The sequence below is a fragment of the Psychrobacter sp. 1Y4 genome (assembly GCF_051847555.1).
Genome location: NZ_JBPYDE010000005.1, coordinates 61860 through 86757 on the forward strand (window position 1 = coordinate 61860; position 24898 = coordinate 86757).

The window sequence follows — 24898 nt, forward strand, 5'->3', positions numbered from 1 at the left end:
TCTGAGTGGTAGATTAAACTGTGAACGATTTATCGTCTTTAATAACTGGATCTATTGTCAAAAAAGGAATACAAGCTTGTAAATCTTGACAGTCTTTGCCCAGCTGACGACGGACAAAATAGTCCTGTACCATACGTGCTTGTTGTTCGATACCATATTTGAAGAAGGGTTTGCCAAGCTTTAAGTCGTACTTATAACGACGGTTTATAATAGCGCCGCGTACTACTTTTAAACCTTGTTGTAGCTGCCAGACGTGAGTCAGCTCATGAATAAGCCAGCTTTGTTTGCTGATGCTTGTATTACTAAAATCTGCTACCCAGTCCTCAGGGTGAAAGTATATATTTCCGTTGGGACTGACTGCATAATTTTTGAGTACCCACCATGCTGTCTTTAATTGGACTGAATCAAGGTCGATACTGTCACCAAAGACTGAACGCGCAAGCTTGACCTCTCCGCTGCTAAGTTTGCGAGATCGCTTGGCAAACCGACTTGATAAACGTCGCCTGCGACTCAATAACTGTTTTATGGAGTAGGTCATGATTATCTCCATGATTAAAATCTAGCATCTTTGGCCAATTAACCAATAGATGCATGTATAAGTCATACATAGAGCCTATGACTCTAAAATAAAAGCGTACACAACATAATCTATATGCTTTTATGACACAAGAACTATTAAAACCCGTTGCAAACTGTTATTTAACTGACTTTAAATAATGACAGTATTATAACTTGGCTGCTACTTATATGATGTAAAACGAGTATTACACAAACAGTAAATATGAGATAGCAAATGCTTGTCACTGTAGCGAATTTATAGGCAGTTACTTATAAAAATATAGAGAGTCTTATGGCCCTTAATTTTCATGCTGATACGCCACTTGCCCAGCGTATGCGTCCCGCCTCCCTTAATGCAATCATCGGTCAAGCACACTTGTTGGCAAAAGGCGCACCGCTACGGCGTTTGGTCGAGCAAAATCATCTGCCTTCGATTATATTGCATGGAGAGGCAGGTATAGGTAAGACGACGATTGCCATGCTACTAGCGGATACGGTTGGGCGTCCTTTTCACGCTCTCTCAGCGCTTAATACTGGCGTCAAGCAATTACGTGAAGTATTAGACAGCAAGGACTCCTTGAGTTTTGAGTCGCCAGTGGTGTTTATTGATGAGATTCATCGTTTTAATAAAGCTCAGCAAGATGCGTTGTTAGGCGCTGTCGAGTCTGGTGATATCACCTTAATTGGCGCAACGACAGAGAATCCATCATTTAGCGTCAATAATGCCCTACTTTCACGTTGCCAAGTATATCGCTTAGAACCACTTGATACAGAGCAAATCGCGACCGTACTAACACGTGCTATCAAAGAAGATACGGTATTAAAAAACCTAGCTATTGATTTGCAAGCCCAGGATTTTATTAGCCAATTAGCGCATGGCGATGCACGTAAAGCATTGAACTTGTTGGAGCTTGCGGTACAAACTGCTGACCCACAGCAGTCGCCTATTATTGTTAATGATAAGCTGGTCAGCCGTGTGGCGCAAACGGCGTTAGTACGCTACGACAAAGATGGCGAGCAGCATTATGATATTGTCTCAGCGATGATAAAATCCGTACGCGGCTCGGACCCTGATGCTGCGTTATACTGGATGGCGCGGATGCTAGTTGGCGGCGAGCCTGCTGACTTTATTGCCCGGCGTTTGGTCATTTTGGCCAGTGAGGATATTGGCAATGCCAATCCTAATGCGTTATTACTTGCTGATGCTGCGCTGCGTAGTGTGCAATCTATCGGCATGCCAGAAGCGCGCATTATCCTAGGACAGGTCGTGGTCTATCTGGCGACCAGTGCCAAAAGCAATAGTACCTACAATGCCATCAATGCGGCGATGGCGCTGGCAGAAAAAGACGCCTCTCCTGTACCGCTCCATCTACGTAATGGGGTGAGCAAACTTATGCGCGAACAAGGTTATGGTAAAGGTTATACTTATCCGCATAACTACTCCAATCATTACTATCCGCAGACTTACTTGCCTGATAATTTGGTGGGCACACGTTTTTATGAGTATGCAGACAATCAGCGTGAACAACACAGTAAGCAGTTTATGGATTGGCTTAAAAGCCAAGCACCAACGAGTAAGTAACGATAGTCACAGTTTTTGGCCTATCTGCTACAATAGGCAGATAAATCTTATCCCTCCACATATCTATAAATATTGAAGCATTGAGACATCTTATGAGTTTAAATACGATTCCTGAAATTATTGAAGACATCCGTGCTGGAAAAATGGTCATCTTGATGGATGATGAAGACCGCGAAAACGAAGGTGATATTATCATGGCGGCCACGCATGTCCGTCCTGAAGATGTTAACTTTATGATTACTCATGCCCGCGGCTTGGTATGCCTAACCTTGTCACAAGCGCGTTGTCAACAGCTTGCATTACCGCTTATGTCAGATCGTAACGAAGCAAAATTTAGTACCAACTTTACCGTTTCTATCGAAGCGGCGGAAGGCGTGACTACTGGTATTTCTGCAGCGGATCGTGCGCGTACTATTCAAGCAGCAGTGTCATCAGCGGCAAAGCCAGAAGACATCGTCCAGCCTGGACATATTTTCCCAATCATGGCACAAAATGGCGGCGTATTACACCGCGCTGGCCACACCGAAGCTGGCTGTGATTTGGCTCGCCTCGCAGGACTTGAACCTGCCGCCGTTATTGTAGAGATTATCAACGCTGATGGTACGATGGCACGCCGTGATGATCTTGAGGTATTTGCCAAAGAACATGATATAAAAATCGGCACCATCGCTGATCTTATCAACTATCGCATCGCTAATGAGCAGACGGTAGAAGAGATTGAGTCGCATCCATTTGAGACTGAATATGGTACGTTCACTCTGCATCGTTTTCGTGAATTTGGTGCTGATGAGACCCATCTGGCCTTAGTAAAAGGCGATGTTAGCGAAGGCGTCAGTACGGTACGTGTACATGGCTTTCACCCGCTACGTGATTTATTTGCCGCCAAAAATGACACTACAGGACGCGGCGGCTGGAGTGTCCAATCCGCTTTAGAAGAAATCAGTGCTTCAGAGCGTGGGGTGTTGGTTTGGATTGGCAGTCATCAACCTGTCGACTTAGGAGATGCACTAGACAAAGCATCTGAAAATCAATCGCTCTCAACCATCGCTCAGCAGCCTTATCGCAGTATCGGTGTTGGTGCACAGATTTTGCGCCATTTAGGTGTACGCGATATGCACCTCTTATCATCGCCGATGAAGTTCTATGCGTTATCAGGGTTTGAATTGAATGTTATCGATTTTATTCAAGCTCCCACGCAAGAACTAAATAAAGATGGTCAATAATATAGAGCTACTTTTGTAATAGTCTTTCACTGAGACTAGGATAAGCTTTTATAAACACCATCCTAAACAGGCACCCTAATAAAGTTTATTGGGGTGCTTTTTTTCTGGTTGTCTTATCAACTTATAAGTTAAAAAAAGCAAAGATTACAATTGAGGGGTGTGACCAACCTTTTTTTCGAGCGCTAATAAACGCGTGCGCTCCTCTTCCGTCCATGGCAGTTTGGTCTTGCCATCACTGTCCAATCGGACTATCACTGCTTCAGCAGTCGCGACTATGGTTTGTTGCGCGCCGCTATAATAACTATATTCTATTACGATACTGGTTGTGCCCAAACGTTGACAGCGTACCCCTAACAATAAAGTGTCCGGATAAAAAACTGGACGTAAATACTGACAGCTTGACTGAGCGAGTACAGTGACCATATTGCCATCAAACATCCCTAAAGTCTGCAAATAAGCAATGCGCGCTGACTCAGCATAACGATAAAACACCACGTTATTTAAATGATTGAAAGCATCCATCTCCCCCCAATGTATTGGCTGAGTATGTATGACTGGATAATGGGCCAGATCGACAGGATAGCTATCGTTTGGTATATCTGCTGTTAGGCGTGTAGAGTGATTAACGAGATCCATAATTTGCCTTAATTTTCGTTTACTATTTTTCGTTTACGGGATAGAAGTGCATCAAAGTATCAGTGTTTAAGAGCACTAGTGTTTAAGAACATTAGTGTCTAAAAGTAACAATGCTTAACAAGCTTGAACACTCTGACAGGCTGCTACTCAAAGCTTACTTACGCTCAGACTTGTCCAACATTTGACTAGTTAATAATGTCTGTGGCTTTGGCACGTCAGCGATGAGCCTATCAAGCCATATAATGGCTTCTGTAATGTCATCTGGCGACTGCTTCGTCGTTGGGGTCTGTTGATGTTCAATCGTTGACTTGTTATCTATCGATGAAGATGATGGTGACTTACTAAGAGCAGCTTTTTGTCTACGAGACGTATCTTTAACTAAAGTCTGTAACTGTGCCCGTGCTTGGTTTAAATAACCAGTCAGCTGGTTTTGCTCACGCATATTACCGGCTTGAATGGCCAAATTTAAAGTCATAATGACTTCATAACCAGTTAACTGTTGACCAGTAAGTGCTGCGCTGTTGTTCTGATTACTGTTACGCGCATAACTGCGCAAAAATTCCTGAATAGTTTGAATGGCGAGATTCTGTAGCTGCCAAGGATTAGGCTGCGAGCTTTGTGCTTGTAGACGCTCGATATCTTTGGACAAACTTTGTTTGATAACCATAGTTAGTGCTGGTGATATCTCATTATTATCTTGCGATAACTGCCACAGTAGACCCTGTAACAAATCAATTGAGCCTTTATAATTGTTATCTGCTATTAATTTATCGACTGCCTTGATTTGAATACGTAATAGATCAAGTTGATTTTGTGCTTGGCTGTTTGTTGTTGTACTCGGCTCTGGTAAAGTTTGCTGACTGATGGCAAACAGACGGTCATCTATCTCATTTAAACGACTGACCATATGCTCGTTACTTTGTAGACGTTCATTGATTTGATTTTGAAAACGCTGCTGAGCAATATATAGCCAAACCAAAGCGATAACCAATAATAGAATAAACAACCATTGCAACCGTAATAGCAACATACTTGCCTGCCGCCGCTGTTGATTTACCGACAAGTCATTTGCTGTAGACTTTTTAAACTTGGTTGACATAAAGCGGTACCGTTATCAATAGTTTTTATGGCATTTATAGTTTTAAGAACATTTCAAAACAAAGGAATAAGACAAGTTTACGGTTTTATTTTTATCAACCGGCCCTGCTTAATAGCAGCCAAAATAGTCGTAGGGGATAAGTCTTCTACTTGCCAGTAGTGCAACTGTTTTTCTGCCACTATATTGGCTAGGCGCGCGCCCAAAACCACATAGTTAAAATCTGTCAGGGTCGGTAATATGTTACTTTTCGAGGCCATAGCTGAATTCGACTGCGCTTGCTCAACAATATCTGTCCAATGCTCAAACGCTGTGCCACTACTGATGACGACAATAGGCTTGGGTGCTTGTGACTGTGAAAATCGCGGCGATTGACTGATATTTTGCTTGATGAACTGCTCAGCCCATTGTTGATAATTTGCCTGTGCATCAGTAGGCTGAATACGCTCGTACCATGCAATACTGTCAATATGTACACCGCGCGCCTTTAATGTATCGACCAGTAACCGTCGCCCTCCTAAACCGCGCCAGATCAGTAGTTTATTGCCAGCTTGCAAACGCTTAATCTCAGGCATGGCCAACATACCTTCATTATTGGCGACCATCGGCTGTAAGACTTGATAACTAAATGGCAATTTGGAATCTTGTAACACAGACGCTGTCGCCTCTCCTACTGCAATCAGATGACTTGGTGGCTGACTAGGGTAAAGTGTCCTTGATTCTGACAATAGAGCATCAGTAGACTTTTCTGTGGTCTTTTTAAGGGCTTGCCAGACTGCTAGTCCTGACGCTGCTGCAGTAGGACTGACGATAACGAGTGCGTCATAACTACCTGACAGCCAGTCTTGCATCAATCCAATATCTGCCTCACTTACTACTCTCGGCTTTAGTGTGAGCATTGGCATATCGACAACACTAAATCCTGCCTCTTTTAAATGCGTTGACAATGGTGCTGCACGTTCTAGCGGGCGGGTATTAATGATGACTGTTGGTGATGAATCGTGAGTTGATTCGGACAAAAATGCGTGTGACATAGGCCTACCACTGCTTAAAGTATCATGTAGTTAGCTACAGCCAACATAGATATTAAAAAGTAGATATTAAAAAATGACTGTTAAGATCTTTACAGCTATGCGCTACATACATCAACGGTATATAGCACAGCTTACTGTTATTTATAGCAATAACAGTATTTACCAGTATGTATTTATGACTCAGGATGATAAATCGCTGACAAGATAGCGCCTGCACCATCAGCGAGTAATTTTTTGGCAACATCGATACCTAACTGATTGGCCTGTGCTTCTTTTTCCGCTTGTGAGCCCGTCAATACGATGCATTTTTCAGCTTTCAGTAATTCACTACCATCTGCTTGTCCAACACGGCCGCGCAACCACAAATGGCTACCGTTATCATTGTTGTCATAAACCGTAGTAGCTTCTGTAGCCTCATCCGTTTGCAATACAGCATAAGCGGCAATTGGAACTTGGCAACCCCCTTCCAAATGACGATTTAGAGCACGCTCAGCGATGAGACGAATACGCGCCTTGTCGTCGTTTAGGGGAGCAAGTAGCTCTAATACGTTTGTATCATCTTGACGACATTCAATCGCTAATGCCCCTTGACCGACAGCTGGTAGACAAGTATCAATAGCCAATTCACCGCGAATGCGCTCATCAAGCTCAATGCGTTGTAGGCCACTGGTAGCCAAGATAATGGCATCATAATCGCCTGCATCAAGCTTACCTAACCGCGTGCCGACGTTACCGCGCAACGTTTTGATTTGTAAATCTGGACGATAGGCTTTGATCTGACATTGACGACGCAAACTTGCAGTACCGACAATCGCGCCTTGTGGTAGCTCGTCAATACTATCATAAGTATTGGAAACAAAGGCATCGGTTGGGGCTTCACGTTTGCAATAAACGCCCAAGGTAAGCCCTTCAGGTAACTGCATAGGAACATCTTTTAATGAATGTACCGCAATATCTGCCTGCCCATCGTATAGGGCTTGTTCTAACTCTTTGACAAATAAGCCTTTACCGCCTATTTTTGCCAGTGGTGTGTCTAAAATCTTGTCACCTTTAGTGACGATTTTTAGTAGATTAATAGTCAACTCTGGATAAAGCTTCAGCAATCGATCGCGTATATGCTCTGCTTGCCAGAGGGCAAGAGGGCTTTGGCGGGTAGCAATATTCAAGGTAGGTAAATCAGATAGCGGTGTGGTACTCATGATAAGCCTCAAAATTGTTAGTACTAGATTGTTGATACTAGGTCTGATGCGTCAGTAGGTCTGATGCTTGCAAGCCTTTAATAGGTAAGTATTTTTATCTGACGCAAAAAAAATACCCCTATTTAAGCATAAATAAGGGCATGAAGATATGACTGAGATATTTTGGTTGTTACTAACTATTTAGGACGTGCTCATTATAACGTAATGGGCCTTTAGCAATCGATAATGCATACATCCTAATCGTTTTATGATTAGCGCCAGCGATCACATACTTTGGATTTTTTCTCGTAGCGCTGGCAGATGTCGGCGGCTAACTGAGAGTGTCTCATCCAGCCCTTTGAAGCGTACTTGATATTGACCCGAATCTATTGTTTCTAAATAATCCAAAAATCCTAGATTAATGATCGCATTACGATGGACTCGAAAAAGTCGGCTTTCAAACTCTTGTTCAAGCTCTTTTAGCGTCTCATCGATGAGTACAGTTCCCTCTTTATGACGGACTTTGACATATTTTTGATCTGCCGTAAAATAATAGATATCTTTAAGCTTAATCAACTCAACGCCGCGATGCGTACGCGCTGCGATATGCTCGCGTACAGGACGAGCAGTGGGATCTTCAAGCTTACGAATCTCATTTAGCTGGGCGGCATTTAAGTTTTTTGCTTGACTCAAGGCTTCTATTAATTCGTCTTTATTGGCCGGCTTTAATAAATAGCCAATAGCATTTGCTTTAAATGCGGCGATGGCATAATGATCATAGGCAGTAACGAAAATGATAGCTGGCGGATGTTCAAGCTCATTTAACGCTTGTGCACAGCGTACTCCATCCATTTCTGGCATACGTATATCGAGCAATATTATATCAGGCTGCTGTACTTTCACTGCCGTTATGGCCTCAGCGCCTGTAGTTGCTTGGGCAACAACTTCATATCCTGTTTCTTGCACAATCCTAACCAAGCGCTCACGAGCAAGTGGTTCGTCATCACAAACTACAATCCGCATGTAGACTCCTCTCTTACAGCATAATAATTATACTATTAACTACTTTTAAGATTATATTTGTACAAACTCGTAGTAGCTCAGCATATAAAACGATTATTTAATGACTCTACAATTAATTAGTTAGAGACTGAGAACTGACCTTTATCATACTCTACTCAGGCGATAAAATTTGCATGATTTTTAGAGAGCGTTTGTCATTTATATGTTATTCGCACAGGCAAGGTGACATAGTGCTTACGCAGCCTTGAACCTAAAATTCTTCATTATCAGATAATTGACGAGTCAAAATATCTTTTACTGATTTAGTTTTCAAAGTCAGGTCATATAAGATAAAGAGCAATAAATATGCCATGTTTATACTAACGGTAGTAGTATTTAAATAAAAGGTAGAAAGGTGGTCGATTTATATCATGTAATAGAGACTGGTTCAGATATCTTTTTGCTTGGTCAGGCGCCCACTAAATACTCACATCATATAAAGGGTAGTTGATAACAGTCACTATTTGCTCGTTGGTGACATCACTTTGTATGTCAGCACTTTGATCAAAATAAGCACGAAGACGCTCAGCTTGAATATAAAAATTTACATGTCGACGTAGGTCGTGGACAATCATCAAGGTTTTACTGGGCAATTGGACAGTAACGGTAATAGTAACTCGGTGCTGGTGCCACTCTATTGTGATATCAATAAAGATCGTTTCAGTCGTCATTTCAACGACATTGAGCAGCATTTTTTCAAGCACACTTTGCAAAGTTAACGCCGTAATTACCATATCATACATGACGTCGTCGTCAGGAAGGTTCCAATTGACGACCAGCTTATCGCCCAAACGACTCGATTCGATGGCTAAATAGTGCTCGCAAAGTGCCACTTCTTCTTCAAAGCTAATCTCACGCGCACCGTCAAAAGTGGCACGAAATAGAGCTGATACATGTTGCAGAAGATCAGCGGCCTTTGGAGGGTTGGATTCAATAAGAGATACTAGACTGTTGACGGTATTGAAAAAAAAGTGCGGGGCAATACGGGCTTTTATTAAATCGTTTTGAGCAGTCAGTTTATGCTCAAATGACTGTTTTAGGGCAATCAGCTCACGATAACGTCTGATAAAGTACAACATAAACACCAAAGTGAAGCCAACCGTGATTACGATATTGAATAATACATTTAAAACAAACGCTTTGCGCTCATAAACTAACCAGCCTGTATTAATCTTGACCAGCATAACTAGAGTTGCAGACACAGCAGATGTAATCGCAAACAAGAGCAGTATTTTCATACTGACATTGATAGGATTGTCGCGTTTAAAGATGGGTCGTAGGTAATCTATAAGATATAAAGATGGGATAATACTCAAAGTATATTGAACAATTCTACTTAGGAATTTAACGAAAAACTGAGGCCAAGTGGCTAGATCATGACGGTCAATCGACGTCACAAATAACGCCCAAAAAAAGATGTAGAGCATCCATTGCCAAGGCTTCATCATCTCTATGAGCTTGGGCATAAAAAACTCTAAGCGCTCAGCTAGTAAGGCAACCTCATCCTTTGCTATACTTGAGCTCTTATTTTCCTGACTTGTCTTAGACCAATATGAACGCCAATTCTTCAAATTTTAGTAATCCCAAGCAAGATAATAATTCACGTGCCTCTGCTGATTCTAACACAGATGCCTCTTATCAGGACAACCATATGCCAAGTAGCCAACCTGAAAACAGCGCACCAGGACAACAAATGTGGGGTGGGCGCTTTAGTGAAGCGACTGATAGCTTCGTTGCAGCATTCACAGCGTCAGTCGGTTTTGATCAGCGCTTTGCACGTCATGATATCGAAGGCTCGATTGCTCATGCAACCATGCTCAAAAAATGTGACATTTTGACAGCTGATGAAGTTGCAACCATCATTGAAGGTCTACAGCAGGTCTTACGCGAAATTGAAGCAGGAACGTTTAACTGGTCAATCACGCTCGAAGACGTACACATGAATGTTGAATCACGCTTGACGAATATCGTTGGAGCGGTCGGCAAAAAACTACATACAGGACGTAGCCGTAATGACCAGGTTGCAACCGATATACGCTTATGGCTACGCGAAGAGACTGACAATATTATCGCGCTGTTAGTACGTTTGCAAAGTGGCCTACTTAGCCTAGCTGAACAACATACTGATACGATCATGCCAGGCTTTACTCATTTGCAAACTGCACAGCCAGTAAGCTTCGGTCATCATGTGCTGGCGTGGTTTGAGATGCTCTACCGCGATACGGAACGTCTTGTCGATACGCGCCGCCGTATCAACCAGATGCCACTTGGTAGTGCTGCTCTTGCTGGTACCACCTTCCCAATTGATCGTACTATTACTGCTGAGCTGCTAGGTTTTGAAGGTATTTGTCAAAACTCATTAGATGCAGTGTCAGACCGTGATTTTGCGATTGAGTTTACCGCAAACGCTTCTATTTTAATGATGCATCTGTCACGTATGAGCGAAGAGATTATCTTATGGATGTCAGCGCAGTTTAACTTTGTGCAGATACCGGATCGTTTCTGTACTGGTTCATCTATTATGCCGCAAAAGAAAAATCCTGATGTACCAGAATTGGTACGCGGTAAAACAGCACGTGTTTATGGACAATTGATGACGCTACTTAGTCTGATGAAGAACCAGCCACTTGCCTATAATAAAGACAATCAAGAGGACAAAGAGCCACTATTTGACTGTGTCGATACCTTGACCGGCTCGCTCCTTGCCTTTGCCGATATGCTACCGAACATTACCCCGAATAAAGAAAATATGCGCGCTGCCGCTATGAAGGGTTATGCTACTGCAACTGACCTAGCAGACTATCTGGTGCGCCGCGGTGTAGCATTCCGTGATGCGCACGAAGTCGTTGGCAATGCCGTTGCACTAGGTATTAAAGAAGGCGTTGATTTAAGTGATTTGTCGCTGACGCAGTTACAGCAGTTTAGTGATGCAATAGGTGATGATGTCTTTGATTTCTTAACCTTAGAAGGTTCATTGGCAGCTCGTGACCATTTAGGCGGCACTGCACCCAATCAAGTTAAGCAAGCGGTCATTAATGGTCGTGCGCGCTTAAAAGCGTTTGCTTAAACGCCTAATCTAAAAACCGCTTTAACTTTGTATATTTAACACTCACTTCTAATACGCATAAGTTAGGGCGAGTGTTTTTAGTTGTCATACCATTGCCAACATTTATATTAAGCGGGTTGACTGTTACCTTCTATACACTTGATACCCTTGGCTAAACGGTCTAAGACCGCTATCATAGATAGATATTAATATTCGACTTAATAAATAAATAACTTACTGAATAAGGAGCGCCCTGTGACTGAGAGTTTTAATCCGCAAGCCAATACCGTTTTTTGCCGTAAATATCAGCAAGAACTGCCAAAAATGCCGCATCCGCCTTTTCCTAATAAAAAAGGTCAAGAGCTACAAGAAACGGTCTCTGACAAAGCATGGCAAGAGTGGCTTGAGCAGCAGACGATGCTGATTAATGAGAACCACCTAAGTATGATAGACCCACAAGCTAAAAAGTTTTTAACTGAGCAACGTGAGAAATTTTTAGACAATGAAGATTATGAGCGTGCACAAGGCTGGACACCAGAGACTTAAAACTCAAACCAATAAAACTAATATCGGCAAGCTTGGTAAATAGCTATAATTTTCTATAAAACTTTGCTAATATAAAGTTGATTTACAACACTGACAGACTCGGGGTGCGGTGTATGAAAGGCTAACTGCCTTTGTACATTCGCTGAGAGATCACCCGCCGAACCTGATGCGGTTAGTACCGACGCAGGGAAGTCTTAAGCTTTAGTTATACCTAAAGGGCGCGCAGAAATGCCTTTTTATTACTGTCATTGTTCTTACTTGTTCAATTTTAGTATGACGGTCAATATTAAGTTGCGTTCACTGATTTTTAAAACTATCTTTATCTAGGTTTAGTAGTAGATAGTTTTTATAAGATCAACATTATAGGAATAAGTAATGCTATCCCCGCAGCTACTGGCGGTGTTGCTTTTGTTCAAAAACCAACACGCTAGGACAGCATATGACAACCTCAACCGTACCCCCCAAAACCCAGCAAAACGCCTCTAATAAAAAAGCCGACGCGTTAAAAACGCCTGCGCATCGCAACCAAAAAGATGTTCGTTTTGAAGAAGACGCGCGCGATCTACACCGTATCCTCCCTGCCTCCAAAAAAGTCTACATCGAAGGCTCAAGACCCGATATCCAAGTGCCCATGCGCGAGATTACGCTTGACCCCACCCCTATTCAGGGTGTTGATGAGTCTGACTGGGAGCAAAACCCGCCCTTTTATGTTTATGATACCTCAGGCGTCTATACCGACCCCGATGCCCAAATTGACCTAACCCGTGGCTTGCCAAAACTGCGCGAGGGCTGGATAGACGAACGAGGTGATACCGAACAATTAAGCGGTCTATCTAGCTCATACGGCCAAGCGCGCGCACGCGATATCACCACGGCAAATTTGCGTTTCGCCCATATCGATAAGCCGCGCCGTGCTAAAAATATTGATGGCAAATCAGGTAATGTCACCCAGATGCATTACGCGCGTCGCGGTATCATCACCCCTGAAATGGAATATATCGCCATTCGCGAGACGCAAAAGCAGCATGAACTGACCGATATGCGCCAACATGACGGCGAGAGCTTCGGTGCCAACACTCCAAAAATTATCACGCCTGAATTTGTCCGTAGCGAGGTCGCGGCAGGTCGTGCGATTATTCCTAACAACATCAATCACCCTGAATCTGAGCCGATGATTATCGGACGCAATTTCTTAGTGAAAATTAACGCCAATATCGGTAATTCAGCACTTGGCTCCTCTATCGATGAAGAAGTCTCAAAAATGACATGGGCAACGCGCTGGGGCGCAGACACCATCATGGATTTGTCGACTGGTAACCATATTCATGAGACCCGTGAGTGGCTGATTCGTAACTCGCCTGTACCCATCGGTACGGTGCCGATTTATCAAGCACTAGAAAAAGTTGACGGTGTGGCAGAAGACCTAACATGGGAGATATTCCGCGATACGCTCATTGAGCAAGCCGAACAAGGTGTTGATTACTTTACCATTCACGCAGGCGTGCTGCTGCGTTATGTGCCACTGACTGCCAACCGTTTGACAGGTATCGTCTCACGCGGGGGCTCTATCATGGCGCAGTGGTGCCTTGCCCATCATAAGGAGAGCTTTTTATACACCCATTTTGAAGATATTTGCGAGATTATGAAGCAGTATGATGTTGCCTTTAGCTTAGGCGATGGTCTGCGTCCCGGCTGTCTGCAAGATGCTAATGATGCGGCGCAGTTCGGTGAATTGCGGACCCTTGGTGAGCTAACGCAAGTGGCATGGCAGCACGATGTACAAGTAATGATTGAAGGTCCTGGACATGTAGCGATGAACCGTATTAAAGAAAATATGGACTTGCAGCTTGAGCTATGTGCCGATGCGCCTTTTTATACGTTAGGACCGTTAACGACTGATATTGCTCCCGGTTATGACCATATCACTAGTGCCATTGGTGCTGCGATGATTGGCTGGTTTGGTACCGCCATGCTTTGTTATGTCACGCCCAAAGAACATCTCGGTCTGCCCAATAAAAAAGACGTTAAAGACGGTATCATCACTTATAAAATTGCTGCTCACGCTGCTGATCTGGCCAAAGGGCATCCAGGTGCACAAGCACGTGATAATGCCTTGTCCAAAGCGCGTTTTGAGTTCCGCTGGGATGATCAATTTAATCTAGCGCTTGACCCTGATACCGCCCGTGAATATCATGATGAAACGCTGCCTAAAGACGCGCACAAATCCGCCCACTTTTGCTCGATGTGTGGACCGAAGTTTTGCTCAATGAAAATCACTCAAAACGTGCGCGAGTATGCTAAGGGTTTGGATGCTAAAGAAAATCTAGGCGCAGACGCTATGAGCGCGGCTGAGATTGAGCAAGGCATGGCGGAAATGACTGAAAAATATCATAGTGAGGGTTGCCAGCTGTATAAAGAAATATGATAGTCAGAATTAACTTTTGTCCCATAAAAAAGCGCTACTAATCAGTAGCGCTTTTTTTGATCGCGAGTATCTTAGTAAGAGTCTTGGTTACACTTTCGACGCTTTATAAATCTCGTCAATAGAGGCATTAATGGTATCGGCAAACTCTTTATCGCTTTGCTGCTTACTCAGTCCTTCAGTAAAGGCACGTGAAAAACTGGCAATCATACCTGGATTTTTCTTAAGCTTTTCACAAGCGTCGCTACGGCTATAACCACCAGACAAGGCAACGACTCTTAACACTTTTGGATGATCGATTAGCTCTTGATAAAAACCTTCTTCCTCTGGCAATGTCAGTTTGAGCATCACTTGGTGATCATCGTTTAAACGCTCAAGATTACGCAAGATATCAGCTTTCAATAGTAACTCGCAATCATGCTTATTAGCACTATCGATATTTACTTCTGGCTCAACAATTGGCATAAAGCCTTTAGAAATAATTTGCTTTGCAACATCAAACTGCTGCTGGACAACCAGTTCAATACCATCAGCACTTGGCTCATAAATAACTGAACGCATTTTGGTACCAAAGACTGGATAGTTTTGGGCTTTATCTAATAACGCCTCCAAATTAGGAATCGGACGCATCACTTGTACACCGTTCATTTGTTCTGCCAAGCCTTTATCGACCTTTAAAAACGGTACGATATTTTTGTCTTCCCATAGATAGTTAGCTGTTGGCTTACCGTTAACTTCACGATCCATTGTATCTTCGAATAAAATTGCCCCAAGTACCCGCTCATTATCAAAGCAGTCACAGGTCATGATTCGAGCACGCATTTCATGCACAAGGTCAAACATAGCCTCGTCGTTGTCATACGCATCACCAGTGACGCCATAGTTTTCAAGAGCCTTAGGAGTACTACCACCGCTTTGATCAAGCGCCGCGATGAATCCTGAACCTTCTTTTATTCGTTGAAGTTGCTTTTGATATTCCATTAATTATATATCCTCTAAACGTTGATAAGGGTCAAATTTTACTGTAGTAAATGATGCGTTATACGATAAGTTGAGTATGATTTAACTATAGTCTACCTTAGCATAGGACATAAGATGTGCCTATATTCGATACGTTAAGAATCAACGTATTTTAAGAACAGTTGTTGGACTTATATATGACGACATTATTTTTTATTATATATATTGAAATAAGAATATACAAACTTAACCTACTGTTTACCTACAAAATTCTGTCATCGTAAAAATTATTAGCTGGTTTTTTATTTTTGGTTGTATAATTTAATATACAAATGTAATTTCTTTAAGCTAAGAATAGGATGGCGACGCAGCTTACTGCTAATAACAAACCTAGCATATTGATACGATTGAGTGACTCTTTGAACACGCCTACCCCAATGATAGTCGCCACTGCAATGACTCCAACATTCATACCAGTAAATACGATGCTTGGTGATTCAGACAACATTTGATGCGCACGTACGTAAGCATAAATATTACCCATATTAAGCGCGCCCAGTAAAAGTCCTGCGCTAAGTGCGTTCCTTTGCCAGCGCACGCGAGTAACGAGCAAATACATAAATAACAATATCCCTGCCAGACCAAAACTGATAAATAAAGTCAGCGGGAATGCGGCTCCTTGTTTAGCAACTTGCTTGAATAAAATATCAATAACGCCATAGCCTGCCCACACGCCAAATAGCCATAACGGTGTTCGTAGTGTAGAAGGATTATTAGACCGCTTACCCGTTTTATTGTTGCTACTTACATGAGAGTTGCCGGTTTGTTTTGGGCGATAAATCAGTGCGCCAAGTGCTAAAAACCCTAAAGCCAGCCCGAATATACGAGTGCCAGTCAACACCTCCCCAAATAATAGAAACGCGGCGCCGATAGGAATAATCAATGATAAGCGCTGAGCGGCATCGGTTGCCACCATCCCGACGGCTTCAATGGCACGTCCAAGAATCACGAATACGGCAGGCAGTAGCACTCCAAGCGCAACAATGATGCCCCATGCACTGCCAAGTTTACTAATACCACTCACTTCTGGCTTCAATAATAGCCAAGTAAGCAAAAAAGCAACTGGATAACCGGCGACGATCGTCTGACGTATATCTATATTTTTTTGTCGTAATACTTTGAGTAGCACCGAAACAGCGACACTACAAAGCACCGCAATCGTTAAATACATCATTGACTTCTACCTTATTGAGTCGCAATTTTGCGTATTTTCCATTCGTATACCAGTACTAAAAATTTGGCACAGTTATCTTTACATACTTCAGTCTTCGATAAATTAAGTTACTGAATAACGCGAAACAATGAAAGGTAACAAAATACCTTTTGTACAGCAATTTATTTATAGTAGTTTTTAATACCTGATATTAAATACGACCTGCCGCGTTCAAATTACAATTAGCATGCAGGGGTGATTGCGAAGTTTTGCTAAAATAGCGCACAATCCTAACAACACAAGTAATTGTCCAAGATAGTGTCTAATACCACTTATCTTGGCGTATCGTCATTGCCTATGAATGCTCTATTCCGTTTTTTTGAAAATCGTCTTTCTGCCTTTCCTGATACGCCTATGCCGCTGCCATCACCGACTGATGGGCTGTTAAAGTTTTTGTGGGCATGCACTAAAGGTCTGCGCGGGTGGCTGCTGCTCTTTATGATTTTGTCTGCTGGTATCGGTGTTTATGAGGCCATGCTGTTTGCATGGATTGGTAACATAGTCGATTGGCTTGGTGTTTATACCCCGCAAAACCTATGGGCAGAAAAAGGCGATCTATTACTCCTTATGCTTGCAGTGATGATATTAAGTCCGTTATGGATTGCCTTGTCATCTTTTATACATTTTCAGACTCTGCAAGGTGTATTTCCCATGCAAATGCGCTGGCGTTTTCATCAGCGCATGCTAGGCCAATCCATGCAGTTTTATCAAGACGAGTTCTCTGGTCGCGTCTCAGCAAAAGTGATGCAAACGGCTCTAGCAGTACGTGATACCGTTATGACTGTTACTGACATGTTTACCTACGTGACAGTATACTTTATTACTTCTGGTATTATCTTATTCAATCTTGACAGCTTATTACTAACCCCTTTTATCATCTGGTTTGTCTTAGTCGGCTTTACTATTTGGTTTTTTATTCCACGGTTAAAACGCACTGCTATTGTGCAAGCGGATGCTCGCGCTTTGATGGTTGGGCGTATTACTGATGCTTATGCCAATATTATGACAGTCAAGCTGTTTAGTCACTCACGCCGTGAGCTGGGTTATGCCAAAAATGCGATGGGGCAGTTTTTGGGAACGGTGCATGCTCAAATGCGCTGGGTCAGCTATCTTGAGGTATCAACGCATTTAATTAGCGTGATCTTAGTGAGCAGTACTGCTGGAATTGGATTATATTTATGGCAACAAGGTGCTGTAGGTGTGGGCGCTATTGCGGCAGCAACTGCCATGGCGCTACGCCTTAATGGTCTCACTCGCTGGATTATGTGGCAGACAGCCAGCTTGTTTGAGAGTATCGGTACTGTGCAAGATGGTATGCGAACTTTATCTGCGCCTCAAACCATCATTGATGTGCCCAATGCTTCTGCGTTAAAAGTTACTGATGGACATATCGTATTCGACAACGTTGACTTTAGTTATGAAGATGAGAATACTGTAAATGCAGCGGCTAGTGAGTCTGATGCTACTAGCCCTACTCTGACATCTGCACCAATAAAGCTACTTGATAGCTTTTATTTAGATATCAAACCCGGTGAGAAGATTGGTTTGGTGGGACGCTCAGGTGCTGGTAAGTCAACCTTGGTTAATTTACTCTTACGCTTTTTTGATGTCGATAGCGGCAAAATCTACATCGATGGTCAAGCGATTGACGAGGTCACGCAAGAGTCATTGCGTCAGCAGATTGGCATGGTCACTCAGGATACCTCACTCCTGCATCGTACTGTTCGTGAAAACATCGCTTACGGTCGACCTGATGCCACTGATGAAGAGATTATTTTTGCGACCAAGCAAGCCCAAGCTTGGGACTTTATCAAAGACTTATATGATGACAAAGGCAACACCGGTCTCGATACCCAAGTTGGTGAGCGCGGTGTCAAACTCTCTGGTGGTCAGCGTCAGCGTATTGCCATATCACGTGTCATGTTAAAAAATGCTCCTATTCTGCTTTTAGATGAGGCAACCAGTGCGCTTGATTCTGAGATTGAATTTGCCATTACCGAAAGCTTAAATGACATTATGACTGGTAAAACCGTTATTGCGATCGCGCATCGTTTATCAACGATTGCCGCCCTAGATAGATTGGTCGTTATGGATAAGGGGCAGATTATCGAACAAGGTAGCCATGATGAATTATTGGCATTAAAAGGTGTTTATGCTGGTTTGTGGCAGCGTCAAAGCGGTGGTTTTTTGGGTGAAGACAATTGATCTTCATTCAAAAACAATAAAGGAGGAAGCCTTAACATGGAAGCATTTACAAATAGTATCGATATCAGCGGCAAACAAGCACGTTATTATGACCTGCATCAACTTAGTAGATCGATAAATACTACGACCCAAAAACGTCCACCTGCCCATTTTTATGGTGGCAACAGCTTTACGGTTGGTACCTACTCTCCGCTACTGAATGATCTTGCAGATAACTTTGATCTCACCTCTCTGGCGCTGCGTGGCTATTGGTATGATAAGCCCAAAGCTCAATGCCTAACTCGTGAGCAAGATGCCGATATGCTTATCGAGTTTTTAGATAAGACTCAAGATAAGCCCATTATTGGTATTGGGCACTCACAAGGAGCGACTGCAACGGCGATGGCAGCCGCTGAGCGTCCTGATCTATTCTCGCAGTTGTATCTTATTGAGCCGGTCACCTTTACTAAAAAACAAACAGCGTTATATAACCTATTGCCACGTGCTTTTATGCTCAGCCGTGAACCGTTTAAAAGCACCTTGACCAAGCAAACCCAATGGTCAAGTATCAATGACTACTACGAGCATCTGCGCAAACAACGTGCCTACAGACGTATCAATGATGAGCATTTACTAGTGTTCGCTGAGCAAAGCCTCGTTGCCAATACTGACGGCAGCTACTCTTTAATCTTCGATCCAGAACAAGAACTTGCCAACTATTTTGGTACGCCGCATATTGATAGTGCCCTTAAAAAACTGCGTTGTCCTTATACACTGGTCACAGGCAAGCCGACTCTATTTATCAATCATAAAGTCCGTAAGCAATGGCAGAAATTTGTACCTGATGACAGCTTGATATCGCTGTCTGATTATGGGCATTTGTTACCGATGGAAGCGCCTGAACTATGTGCGCAGATCATAAATGAGCATTATAAAGGCGAAAGATAAACCAAACGATGACTGATCTTTTTGCGCCCATGCCTACTGATAACCTATTGCCTTATGATGGCAAAGTAAACGATTTAGGGGTTATTATTGATAATCCCAATAACCTCTACGACATTCTCTTAGCTGAGCTTCCTTGGCATTCGGACGTCGTGACTTTGTTTGGTAAAACTCATGTCACTGCGCGTCAGATTGTTTGGATGGGTAATAACAATACCAGCTATCACTATTCAGGACATACGCGCCAAAGTGTACCATGGTCAAATTCCGTGTTTCATGTGAAACACTGCATCGAAAAACAGCTGGCAAAGACAGGAATTGAAGCTGATTTCAATTCCTGCTTGCTTAACTATTACCCATCAGGTGCTGAGGGTATGGGCTATCATGCAGACGATGAAAAAGAGCTGGGTGTGCAGCCAGTTATCGCGTCTTTATCACTGGGTGCCACGCGCAAATTTGTCTTAAAGCATAAAAAAACTCAAGATAAAGTCGAGCTTTATCTTGAGTCAGGCCAGCTTATCGTAATGCATGGTGATACCCAAACGTTCTGGAAACACAGTATCACCAAAACAACTAAGGCAAATGAAGGTCGTATTAGTTTGACCTTTCGACGTATGCTGACCGCTTGATGGTTCTAAACTCTATATCTCTTTACGGTTTAAAAAACGTTCGCGATAGCACTGATAAGCAGCTTCACATACGTTTGATGTGTAGCTGGCGTTAACCCCACCTGCTACCATAGCCCCTACTGCTGGAATGACTTGCGCAGCCTTGGTCTTGACCATATTAGTCGCCACCTTAGTTGCCGTTTGCCGCAAGACTCGTGAAGCTACTTTTTCGTTAACTTTATTAAAGGCCAGAACTTCTGGGTCTTTTACCGTGCTAAAAGTATCATCAAGCGCCGCTTTGCGCTCCTCAGCAGAAGCAGAGGTGGCTACCGCCAATAATGACATAGCAAATAACTGCTCATTTTTGTCACTCATGTCAAAACCGTAGTAAGTCGCATATTCACCAATAGCACGCAGATTAGCGATGATAAGACCTATTATATCTGCAGGAATACCTGCCCAACCTGTTATGCCTGTTGCTACTCCCTGAGCACTAGTTAACGCCACATATTTACTTTTAAAAAGTTTAACCCGCTTATCAACGATGGCAATAGGTAGGTTTTCAATGTCTTTGAGCTTTTTGACCGCTGAGCCATCGATATCTGCTTCATTCTGATAAGCTTCAATAGTATCTTGCACATCTAATGTCCAATTTGCAGTATCACTTAACGTGATTATCATCTTTTCAGTAGCTTTTTTTAGGGTTTCACCGAATTGCGGTGCCGCCATAAGCGTCTCCCCTGCTTTATCAATAGGCATACTTAAGGTAGCAAAGGCTTTATCTAGCAAGCTTTTATCAGGATTCCTCCAAGCTTCTATTTCTTGACGAACTTGATCTTCGTAGGCTTTATTATCGGTAGTACTGGTATTAGTAGCACTACCTTGACTCGCTTTTTCATCAGCGATTGTTTTATTATCAGTAGTAGCTGTTTCGTGAATACTTGTCTCTTCGTCATCAGAAACTGCTAAGACAATTTTACCAAAGGTATCACCTTTTTGTAGTTCACTGTGCGCGGCAACGACTTCAGATAGCGGATAAGTCTGCTGAATTTGTAACTTCAACTTTCCATCTCCTACTTTCTGTAAGACCTGACCCATAACCTCTCCACTACGCTGAGCCTTAAAACCTGCCACATTTAGGTTGTCCTGGCTACCCGCCTCTTTAAGTTTATCGACCCAAATAGTAGGTAATACATTGACGCGTCCGCCAGATTTAAGCACATCAAGCGCGCGTACGCCAGCATCATCACCGACTAAGTCCAGTAGCACATCGGCTTGCAAATTAGGGAATGCATCTTCTTTAGTATAGTCAATCCAGCCTGCAAGCTTGCTCTTATCTACGAGAGTATCAAGCTTGCTATATTTTTCTGGTGAGCAGATAACAGTGACTTTAATGTCATCTTGATTGACCTTTTCCATCAATAACTGAATAAGTAGATGACCAACACCGCCTGCTGGGGCATTGATGACGACATGCTCGCCTTTTTTGATATCAGCAAACTTAACAAATTGTAGCGCTGTTTGTCCGATACAAGGCAGTGCTCCTGCTTGCTCTAGCGTTACTGACTCTGGGACTTTGGCAAGCAGATTAGCATCAACTGCAACGTACTCAGCATAACAGCCACCATCAAAGGTCAATGCCGCCACTTGTTCACCGACTGTAAATCGATCGTTATTACTTTTGGCCACAACGCCAGCCACATCAAAACCTAAAATAGCAGGTTTGTCGTGATTAAATTTGTCGTTACGGATATTTTCCGCACCCCAACCTTTGCCTTGACGAGTTTTATAGTCGACAGGATTAATACCTGCATACGCTACTTTGACCAACACTTGGTCATCGTTCAAGTCAGGAATAGCGACACCATCTTGGTAGTGCATGACCTCAGGCTCGCCAAACTCACGAATAAGGGCGGCATGTTGAGTGGTTGGTAACGAATTATTAGAAACGGTAGACATAATTATATATCCTTATATTTTATGTAGTTATGGTTGTTTGTCTCATTAGTATATAGATTGAAAACCCACACTATATCAGAGCCAGTTCAGCACTGATAGGTAGATGATCTGAAAGCTTAGACCATGGTTTGCCATTATGCACCCAAGCACTTTTTATAGAAAGATTGCGAACATAAATACGATCTAAACTGAGCACTGGTAGCTTCGCTGGGAAGGTCGGTAACAGCTTGCCATGACAGTGTTTAAAGGCCTCAGTCATCCCAAGGTCACTGGCGAGTGTGTCACAAGATAGTTTTTTCCAGTCGTTAAAGTCACCTGCCAAAATCAGCGGTTGATCTGAGGCAATCTCATTACGTACGTAATCGCTAATTGCCTGATATTGTTTAATACGGTCGCGCTCGAACAAATTGAGATGAGCACATAGCACCACTACAGGTTTTTTCCAGCCAGCTGGCTGTACTTCACAATGCAACACCCCGCGTTGCTCTAGCTTATTTACAGTGATATTGACGTTATGTTTAGGGTCCAAGGGGAATCGACTCAGTACTGCATTTCCATGATGGCCGTCCTCGTATTCTGAGTTTTTGCCATAGCTATTTTGCAGCTGCAGATACTCACCAAACCATTCGTGCTGAGATTGATCAGGGTATTCGTTATAGTGCATGTTGCGCCTTAAGTGTTGACCTTGCACCTCTTGTAAACATAAGACATCAGACCCTACCTCTTCAAGCGCTTGAGCAATTCCTTGCATTTTGACTCGGCGATTAAGTGGCGACATACCTTTATGGATATTATAGCTGGTCACAACAAAAGAGTTTTTATTCATCATAAATTCAGTATTCATAGCATAATTGTTATAAGTAATTATAGGCGTTATCTATACTATAACAACATTGACGATAGTTTTAGCTTTATCGTTATGGCATTAAAGCGTATTAAGTACTTAACGGATAAAGGTTATTTGTGAATGCACAACACGTTTTAATGGTTGTAAACATAAAAGAGCATTGGCTCTGATTGAACCAATGCTCTTGTTTACTGATAATAAATTATCATTACTCAGTCAATTGGCCGTATAAAATCAGTAGCGTGTAACCAAAGCAATTGGCTGATCTTCGCTCATGATGTCTTGCGGCATAAATACCACTTCACCACCATTATGCATGACATGTTCTATAATCTCACCAACTGCGTCATCTGTTACGTCATTTGCAGCAGCATCATCTGCTAACATAAGGGTCTGAGCCTTTTCATCGATCTTGGCTGACTGCATATAGCCGCGACGTACATAAAGTGTCTCGCCTGCTCCTTGGAAGGCGCCGCGATAGACTTCTTGTAAATCGGTACGCAACATCTCTGCACCGCGTGCTTTGTCAATCTCACCAAGCGCGGCTTCGTGCAACGATGTACGATAGCCCTCTACCGCTTCTTGGACACCATCGATAATATGCTGAGCACTGCCATCTTCTAAATTGGTAACGTTCGAGACTTTGGCAATAATATTATCTGGACGATCACAGACGTCATTATAGTAGCTGATATTACGTGCATCACCGACCACAACCAGTGGCATTTTGTGTTCGCCCCATAGCTCTTGTACACTTTTATCAACTTGATTAAAGAACTCTTTTAAATAGTTATCTTCTTTGTTAGCTGAGCGGTCAGAGCCTGCATCACCAGTAGTATACAAACCATTATTTTCTATAGGAAACGGGATGTTTTCCATATTATTCTGGCGATCAGAATCATTATCGAATTCTTTGATAACGCGATCATTAGAAGCTTCAATTAAACGAGCCACATCGCGTGTGAGGACCACCGTATAGTAATGTACAGCGCTTGCCATATCGCGGACAAGGTCACGAGTTGCAAAACGATCTGATATTACAACGCGCTCTTTGGTATCAAGTGGCATACGGATAATTTGCACATCGTCAGTACTGGCAAAAATCGCTAACGTATCAAGGTTATAGTTATGATTGAGCTCGTCAGTTTTGGCATGAATATTTTCTAAAATAGTGGTCGCTGTTTGCTTGTCGTACTCATTAGTCAAGCGCTCCTCGACTACTTTTAGTTGATTCTTTAACGCAATAGGATCTTGTTCATTTCCTGGATGCTCACGGTGGGTCTTTACAAATATACTTACTGCAGGATCAGTTTTTGTTTCACGTAAACTCTTAAGGGTCGCTTTCATAAATACTTTTCCTTATGTTGTTGTTATAAATTCCAACCAATAAACTGTTTATATAGGTCAAATTACTTTGCTTAGTTTATATAGCTGTCTGATTTAGCTCAGTCTCATTAGCGTATTACAGTTACCTAATATTCATAATCGTTTTATAGTTTTTAATCGGTAAAACCTTGTTTAATACGTCTCCTTATGTGCGGCATAAACGATAACCCGTACATAAGACCATAATTTTTATATTGGAACTACTATGATGCTATCAAGTTAATATGATGAGCTATAGGGTTAGTTTGCAAGCAAATGATAGCGCTTTGTAAGCATAAGTAAGAAAAATTTAATATTACAACTCCTAATATTCTTTATCAGCACATAATAGAATCGCCAATACAGAGTATTTA

At 42.6% G+C, this 24898-nt stretch carries 20 protein-coding genes and 1 riboswitch; of the genes, 8 read left to right on the forward strand and 12 right to left on the reverse strand.

Annotated elements, in window-relative coordinates; genetic code table 11:
• Window positions 1-13: 13 nt before the first annotated feature.
• Complete coding sequence (locus ACS8FC_RS05555; RefSeq protein ID WP_439296106.1) at window positions 14-538, reverse strand: type IV secretion protein Rhs; 525 nt, start codon at window positions 536-538, stop codon at window positions 14-16.
• 312 nt (window positions 539-850) lie between these two features.
• Between ACS8FC_RS05555 and ACS8FC_RS05560 the strand changes: the two genes are divergently transcribed.
• Together ACS8FC_RS05560 and ribBA are read left to right on the forward strand one after the other, a co-directional pair.
• Complete coding sequence (locus tag ACS8FC_RS05560) at window positions 851-2140, forward strand: replication-associated recombination protein A (RefSeq protein WP_439296107.1); 1290 nt, start codon at window positions 851-853, stop codon at window positions 2138-2140.
• Between the two features lie 92 nt (window positions 2141-2232).
• On the forward strand, window positions 2233-3363 hold the full coding sequence (ribBA, locus tag ACS8FC_RS05565; RefSeq protein WP_439296108.1) for a bifunctional 3,4-dihydroxy-2-butanone-4-phosphate synthase/GTP cyclohydrolase II: 1131 nt from the start codon (window positions 2233-2235) through the stop codon (window positions 3361-3363).
• Window positions 3364-3507: 144 nt separating this feature from the next.
• Here ribBA and ACS8FC_RS05570 read toward each other — a convergent pair whose 3' ends face one another.
• The 6 genes from ACS8FC_RS05570 to ACS8FC_RS05595 form a co-directional block, all read right to left on the reverse strand.
• On the reverse strand, window positions 3508-3999 hold the full coding sequence (locus ACS8FC_RS05570; protein ID WP_439262458.1) for an acyl-CoA thioesterase: 492 nt from the start codon (window positions 3997-3999) through the stop codon (window positions 3508-3510).
• A 154-nt stretch (window positions 4000-4153) separates the two neighbouring features.
• On the reverse strand, window positions 4154-5098 hold the full coding sequence (locus tag ACS8FC_RS05575; RefSeq protein ID WP_439296109.1) for a hypothetical protein: 945 nt from the start codon (window positions 5096-5098) through the stop codon (window positions 4154-4156).
• A gap of 77 nt (window positions 5099-5175) precedes the next feature.
• Window positions 5176-6129, reverse strand: a complete 954-nt coding sequence (locus tag ACS8FC_RS05580; protein ID WP_439296110.1) for a uroporphyrinogen-III synthase — start codon at window positions 6127-6129, stop codon at window positions 5176-5178.
• Window positions 6130-6302: 173 nt separating this feature from the next.
• Window positions 6303-7328: a hydroxymethylbilane synthase gene (hemC, locus tag ACS8FC_RS05585; protein ID WP_439296111.1), complete on the reverse strand. Its 1026-nt coding sequence runs from the start codon at window positions 7326-7328 to the stop codon at window positions 6303-6305.
• A 264-nt stretch (window positions 7329-7592) separates the two neighbouring features.
• On the reverse strand, window positions 7593-8330 hold the full coding sequence (locus tag ACS8FC_RS05590) for a LytR/AlgR family response regulator transcription factor (protein WP_299218690.1): 738 nt from the start codon (window positions 8328-8330) through the stop codon (window positions 7593-7595).
• A 458-nt stretch (window positions 8331-8788) separates the two neighbouring features.
• Window positions 8789-9835, reverse strand: a complete 1047-nt coding sequence (locus tag ACS8FC_RS05595) for a sensor histidine kinase (RefSeq protein ID WP_439296112.1) — start codon at window positions 9833-9835, stop codon at window positions 8789-8791.
• 227 nt (window positions 9836-10062) lie between these two features.
• Between ACS8FC_RS05595 and argH the strand changes: the two genes are divergently transcribed.
• The 3 genes from argH to thiC all read left to right on the forward strand — a co-directional run bounded on the left by argH (window position 10063) and on the right by thiC (window position 14386).
• Window positions 10063-11436, forward strand: coding sequence for an argininosuccinate lyase (argH, locus tag ACS8FC_RS05600; protein ID WP_439296214.1), 1374 nt, complete (start codon window positions 10063-10065; stop codon window positions 11434-11436).
• A gap of 234 nt (window positions 11437-11670) precedes the next feature.
• Entirely contained in the window at window positions 11671-11961 is a 291-nt protein-coding gene (locus tag ACS8FC_RS05605) for an oxidative damage protection protein (RefSeq protein WP_439262469.1), read from the forward strand.
• 90 nt (window positions 11962-12051) lie between these two features.
• A riboswitch (TPP riboswitch) is annotated at window positions 12052-12168 on the forward strand.
• A 232-nt stretch (window positions 12169-12400) separates the two neighbouring features.
• Window positions 12401-14386: a phosphomethylpyrimidine synthase ThiC gene (gene thiC / locus ACS8FC_RS05610; RefSeq protein ID WP_439296113.1), complete on the forward strand. Its 1986-nt coding sequence runs from the start codon at window positions 12401-12403 to the stop codon at window positions 14384-14386.
• A gap of 87 nt (window positions 14387-14473) precedes the next feature.
• Here the strand turns inward: thiC and ACS8FC_RS05615 are convergent, their stop codons facing one another.
• Both ACS8FC_RS05615 and ACS8FC_RS05620 read right to left on the reverse strand, forming a co-directional pair.
• Window positions 14474-15364 (reverse strand): fructose bisphosphate aldolase, encoded by an 891-nt coding sequence (locus tag ACS8FC_RS05615; protein WP_439296114.1) that lies wholly within the window; start codon window positions 15362-15364, stop codon window positions 14474-14476.
• 322 nt (window positions 15365-15686) lie between these two features.
• The gene (locus tag ACS8FC_RS05620) at window positions 15687-16577 is read right to left on the reverse strand and encodes an EamA/RhaT family transporter (protein WP_439296115.1); all 891 of its coding nucleotides are present in this window, start codon (window positions 16575-16577) and stop codon (window positions 15687-15689) included.
• Between the two features lie 336 nt (window positions 16578-16913).
• On the opposite strand from ACS8FC_RS05620, the gene ACS8FC_RS05625 reads away from it, so the two are divergent.
• The 3 genes from ACS8FC_RS05625 to ACS8FC_RS05635 are packed head-to-tail and all read left to right on the forward strand — an operon-like array spanning window position 16914 to window position 20374.
• Window positions 16914-18821 carry an ABC transporter ATP-binding protein gene (locus ACS8FC_RS05625; RefSeq protein ID WP_439296215.1) on the forward strand — a complete coding sequence of 636 codons (1908 nt, stop codon included), beginning with the start codon at window positions 16914-16916 and terminating at the stop codon, window positions 18819-18821.
• A gap of 36 nt (window positions 18822-18857) precedes the next feature.
• Window positions 18858-19748, forward strand: a complete 891-nt coding sequence (locus ACS8FC_RS05630) for an alpha/beta fold hydrolase (protein ID WP_439296116.1) — start codon at window positions 18858-18860, stop codon at window positions 19746-19748.
• An 8-nt stretch (window positions 19749-19756) separates the two neighbouring features.
• Window positions 19757-20374 (forward strand): alpha-ketoglutarate-dependent dioxygenase AlkB family protein, encoded by a 618-nt coding sequence (locus tag ACS8FC_RS05635; protein WP_439296117.1) that lies wholly within the window; start codon window positions 19757-19759, stop codon window positions 20372-20374.
• A gap of 12 nt (window positions 20375-20386) precedes the next feature.
• Here the strand turns inward: ACS8FC_RS05635 and ACS8FC_RS05640 are convergent, their stop codons facing one another.
• From ACS8FC_RS05640 to ACS8FC_RS05650, 3 genes are all read right to left on the reverse strand, one after another.
• A complete protein-coding gene (locus ACS8FC_RS05640) occupies window positions 20387-22312 on the reverse strand; it encodes an EcsC family protein (RefSeq protein WP_439296118.1) in 1926 nt (641 codons plus the stop codon).
• A gap of 70 nt (window positions 22313-22382) precedes the next feature.
• Entirely contained in the window at window positions 22383-23138 is a 756-nt protein-coding gene (locus ACS8FC_RS05645; protein WP_439262622.1) for an endonuclease/exonuclease/phosphatase family protein, read from the reverse strand.
• 255 nt (window positions 23139-23393) lie between these two features.
• Window positions 23394-24506, reverse strand: a complete 1113-nt coding sequence (locus ACS8FC_RS05650; protein WP_439296119.1) for an AOC03_06830 family ribosome hibernation factor — start codon at window positions 24504-24506, stop codon at window positions 23394-23396.
• Window positions 24507-24898 lie beyond the last annotated feature (392 nt).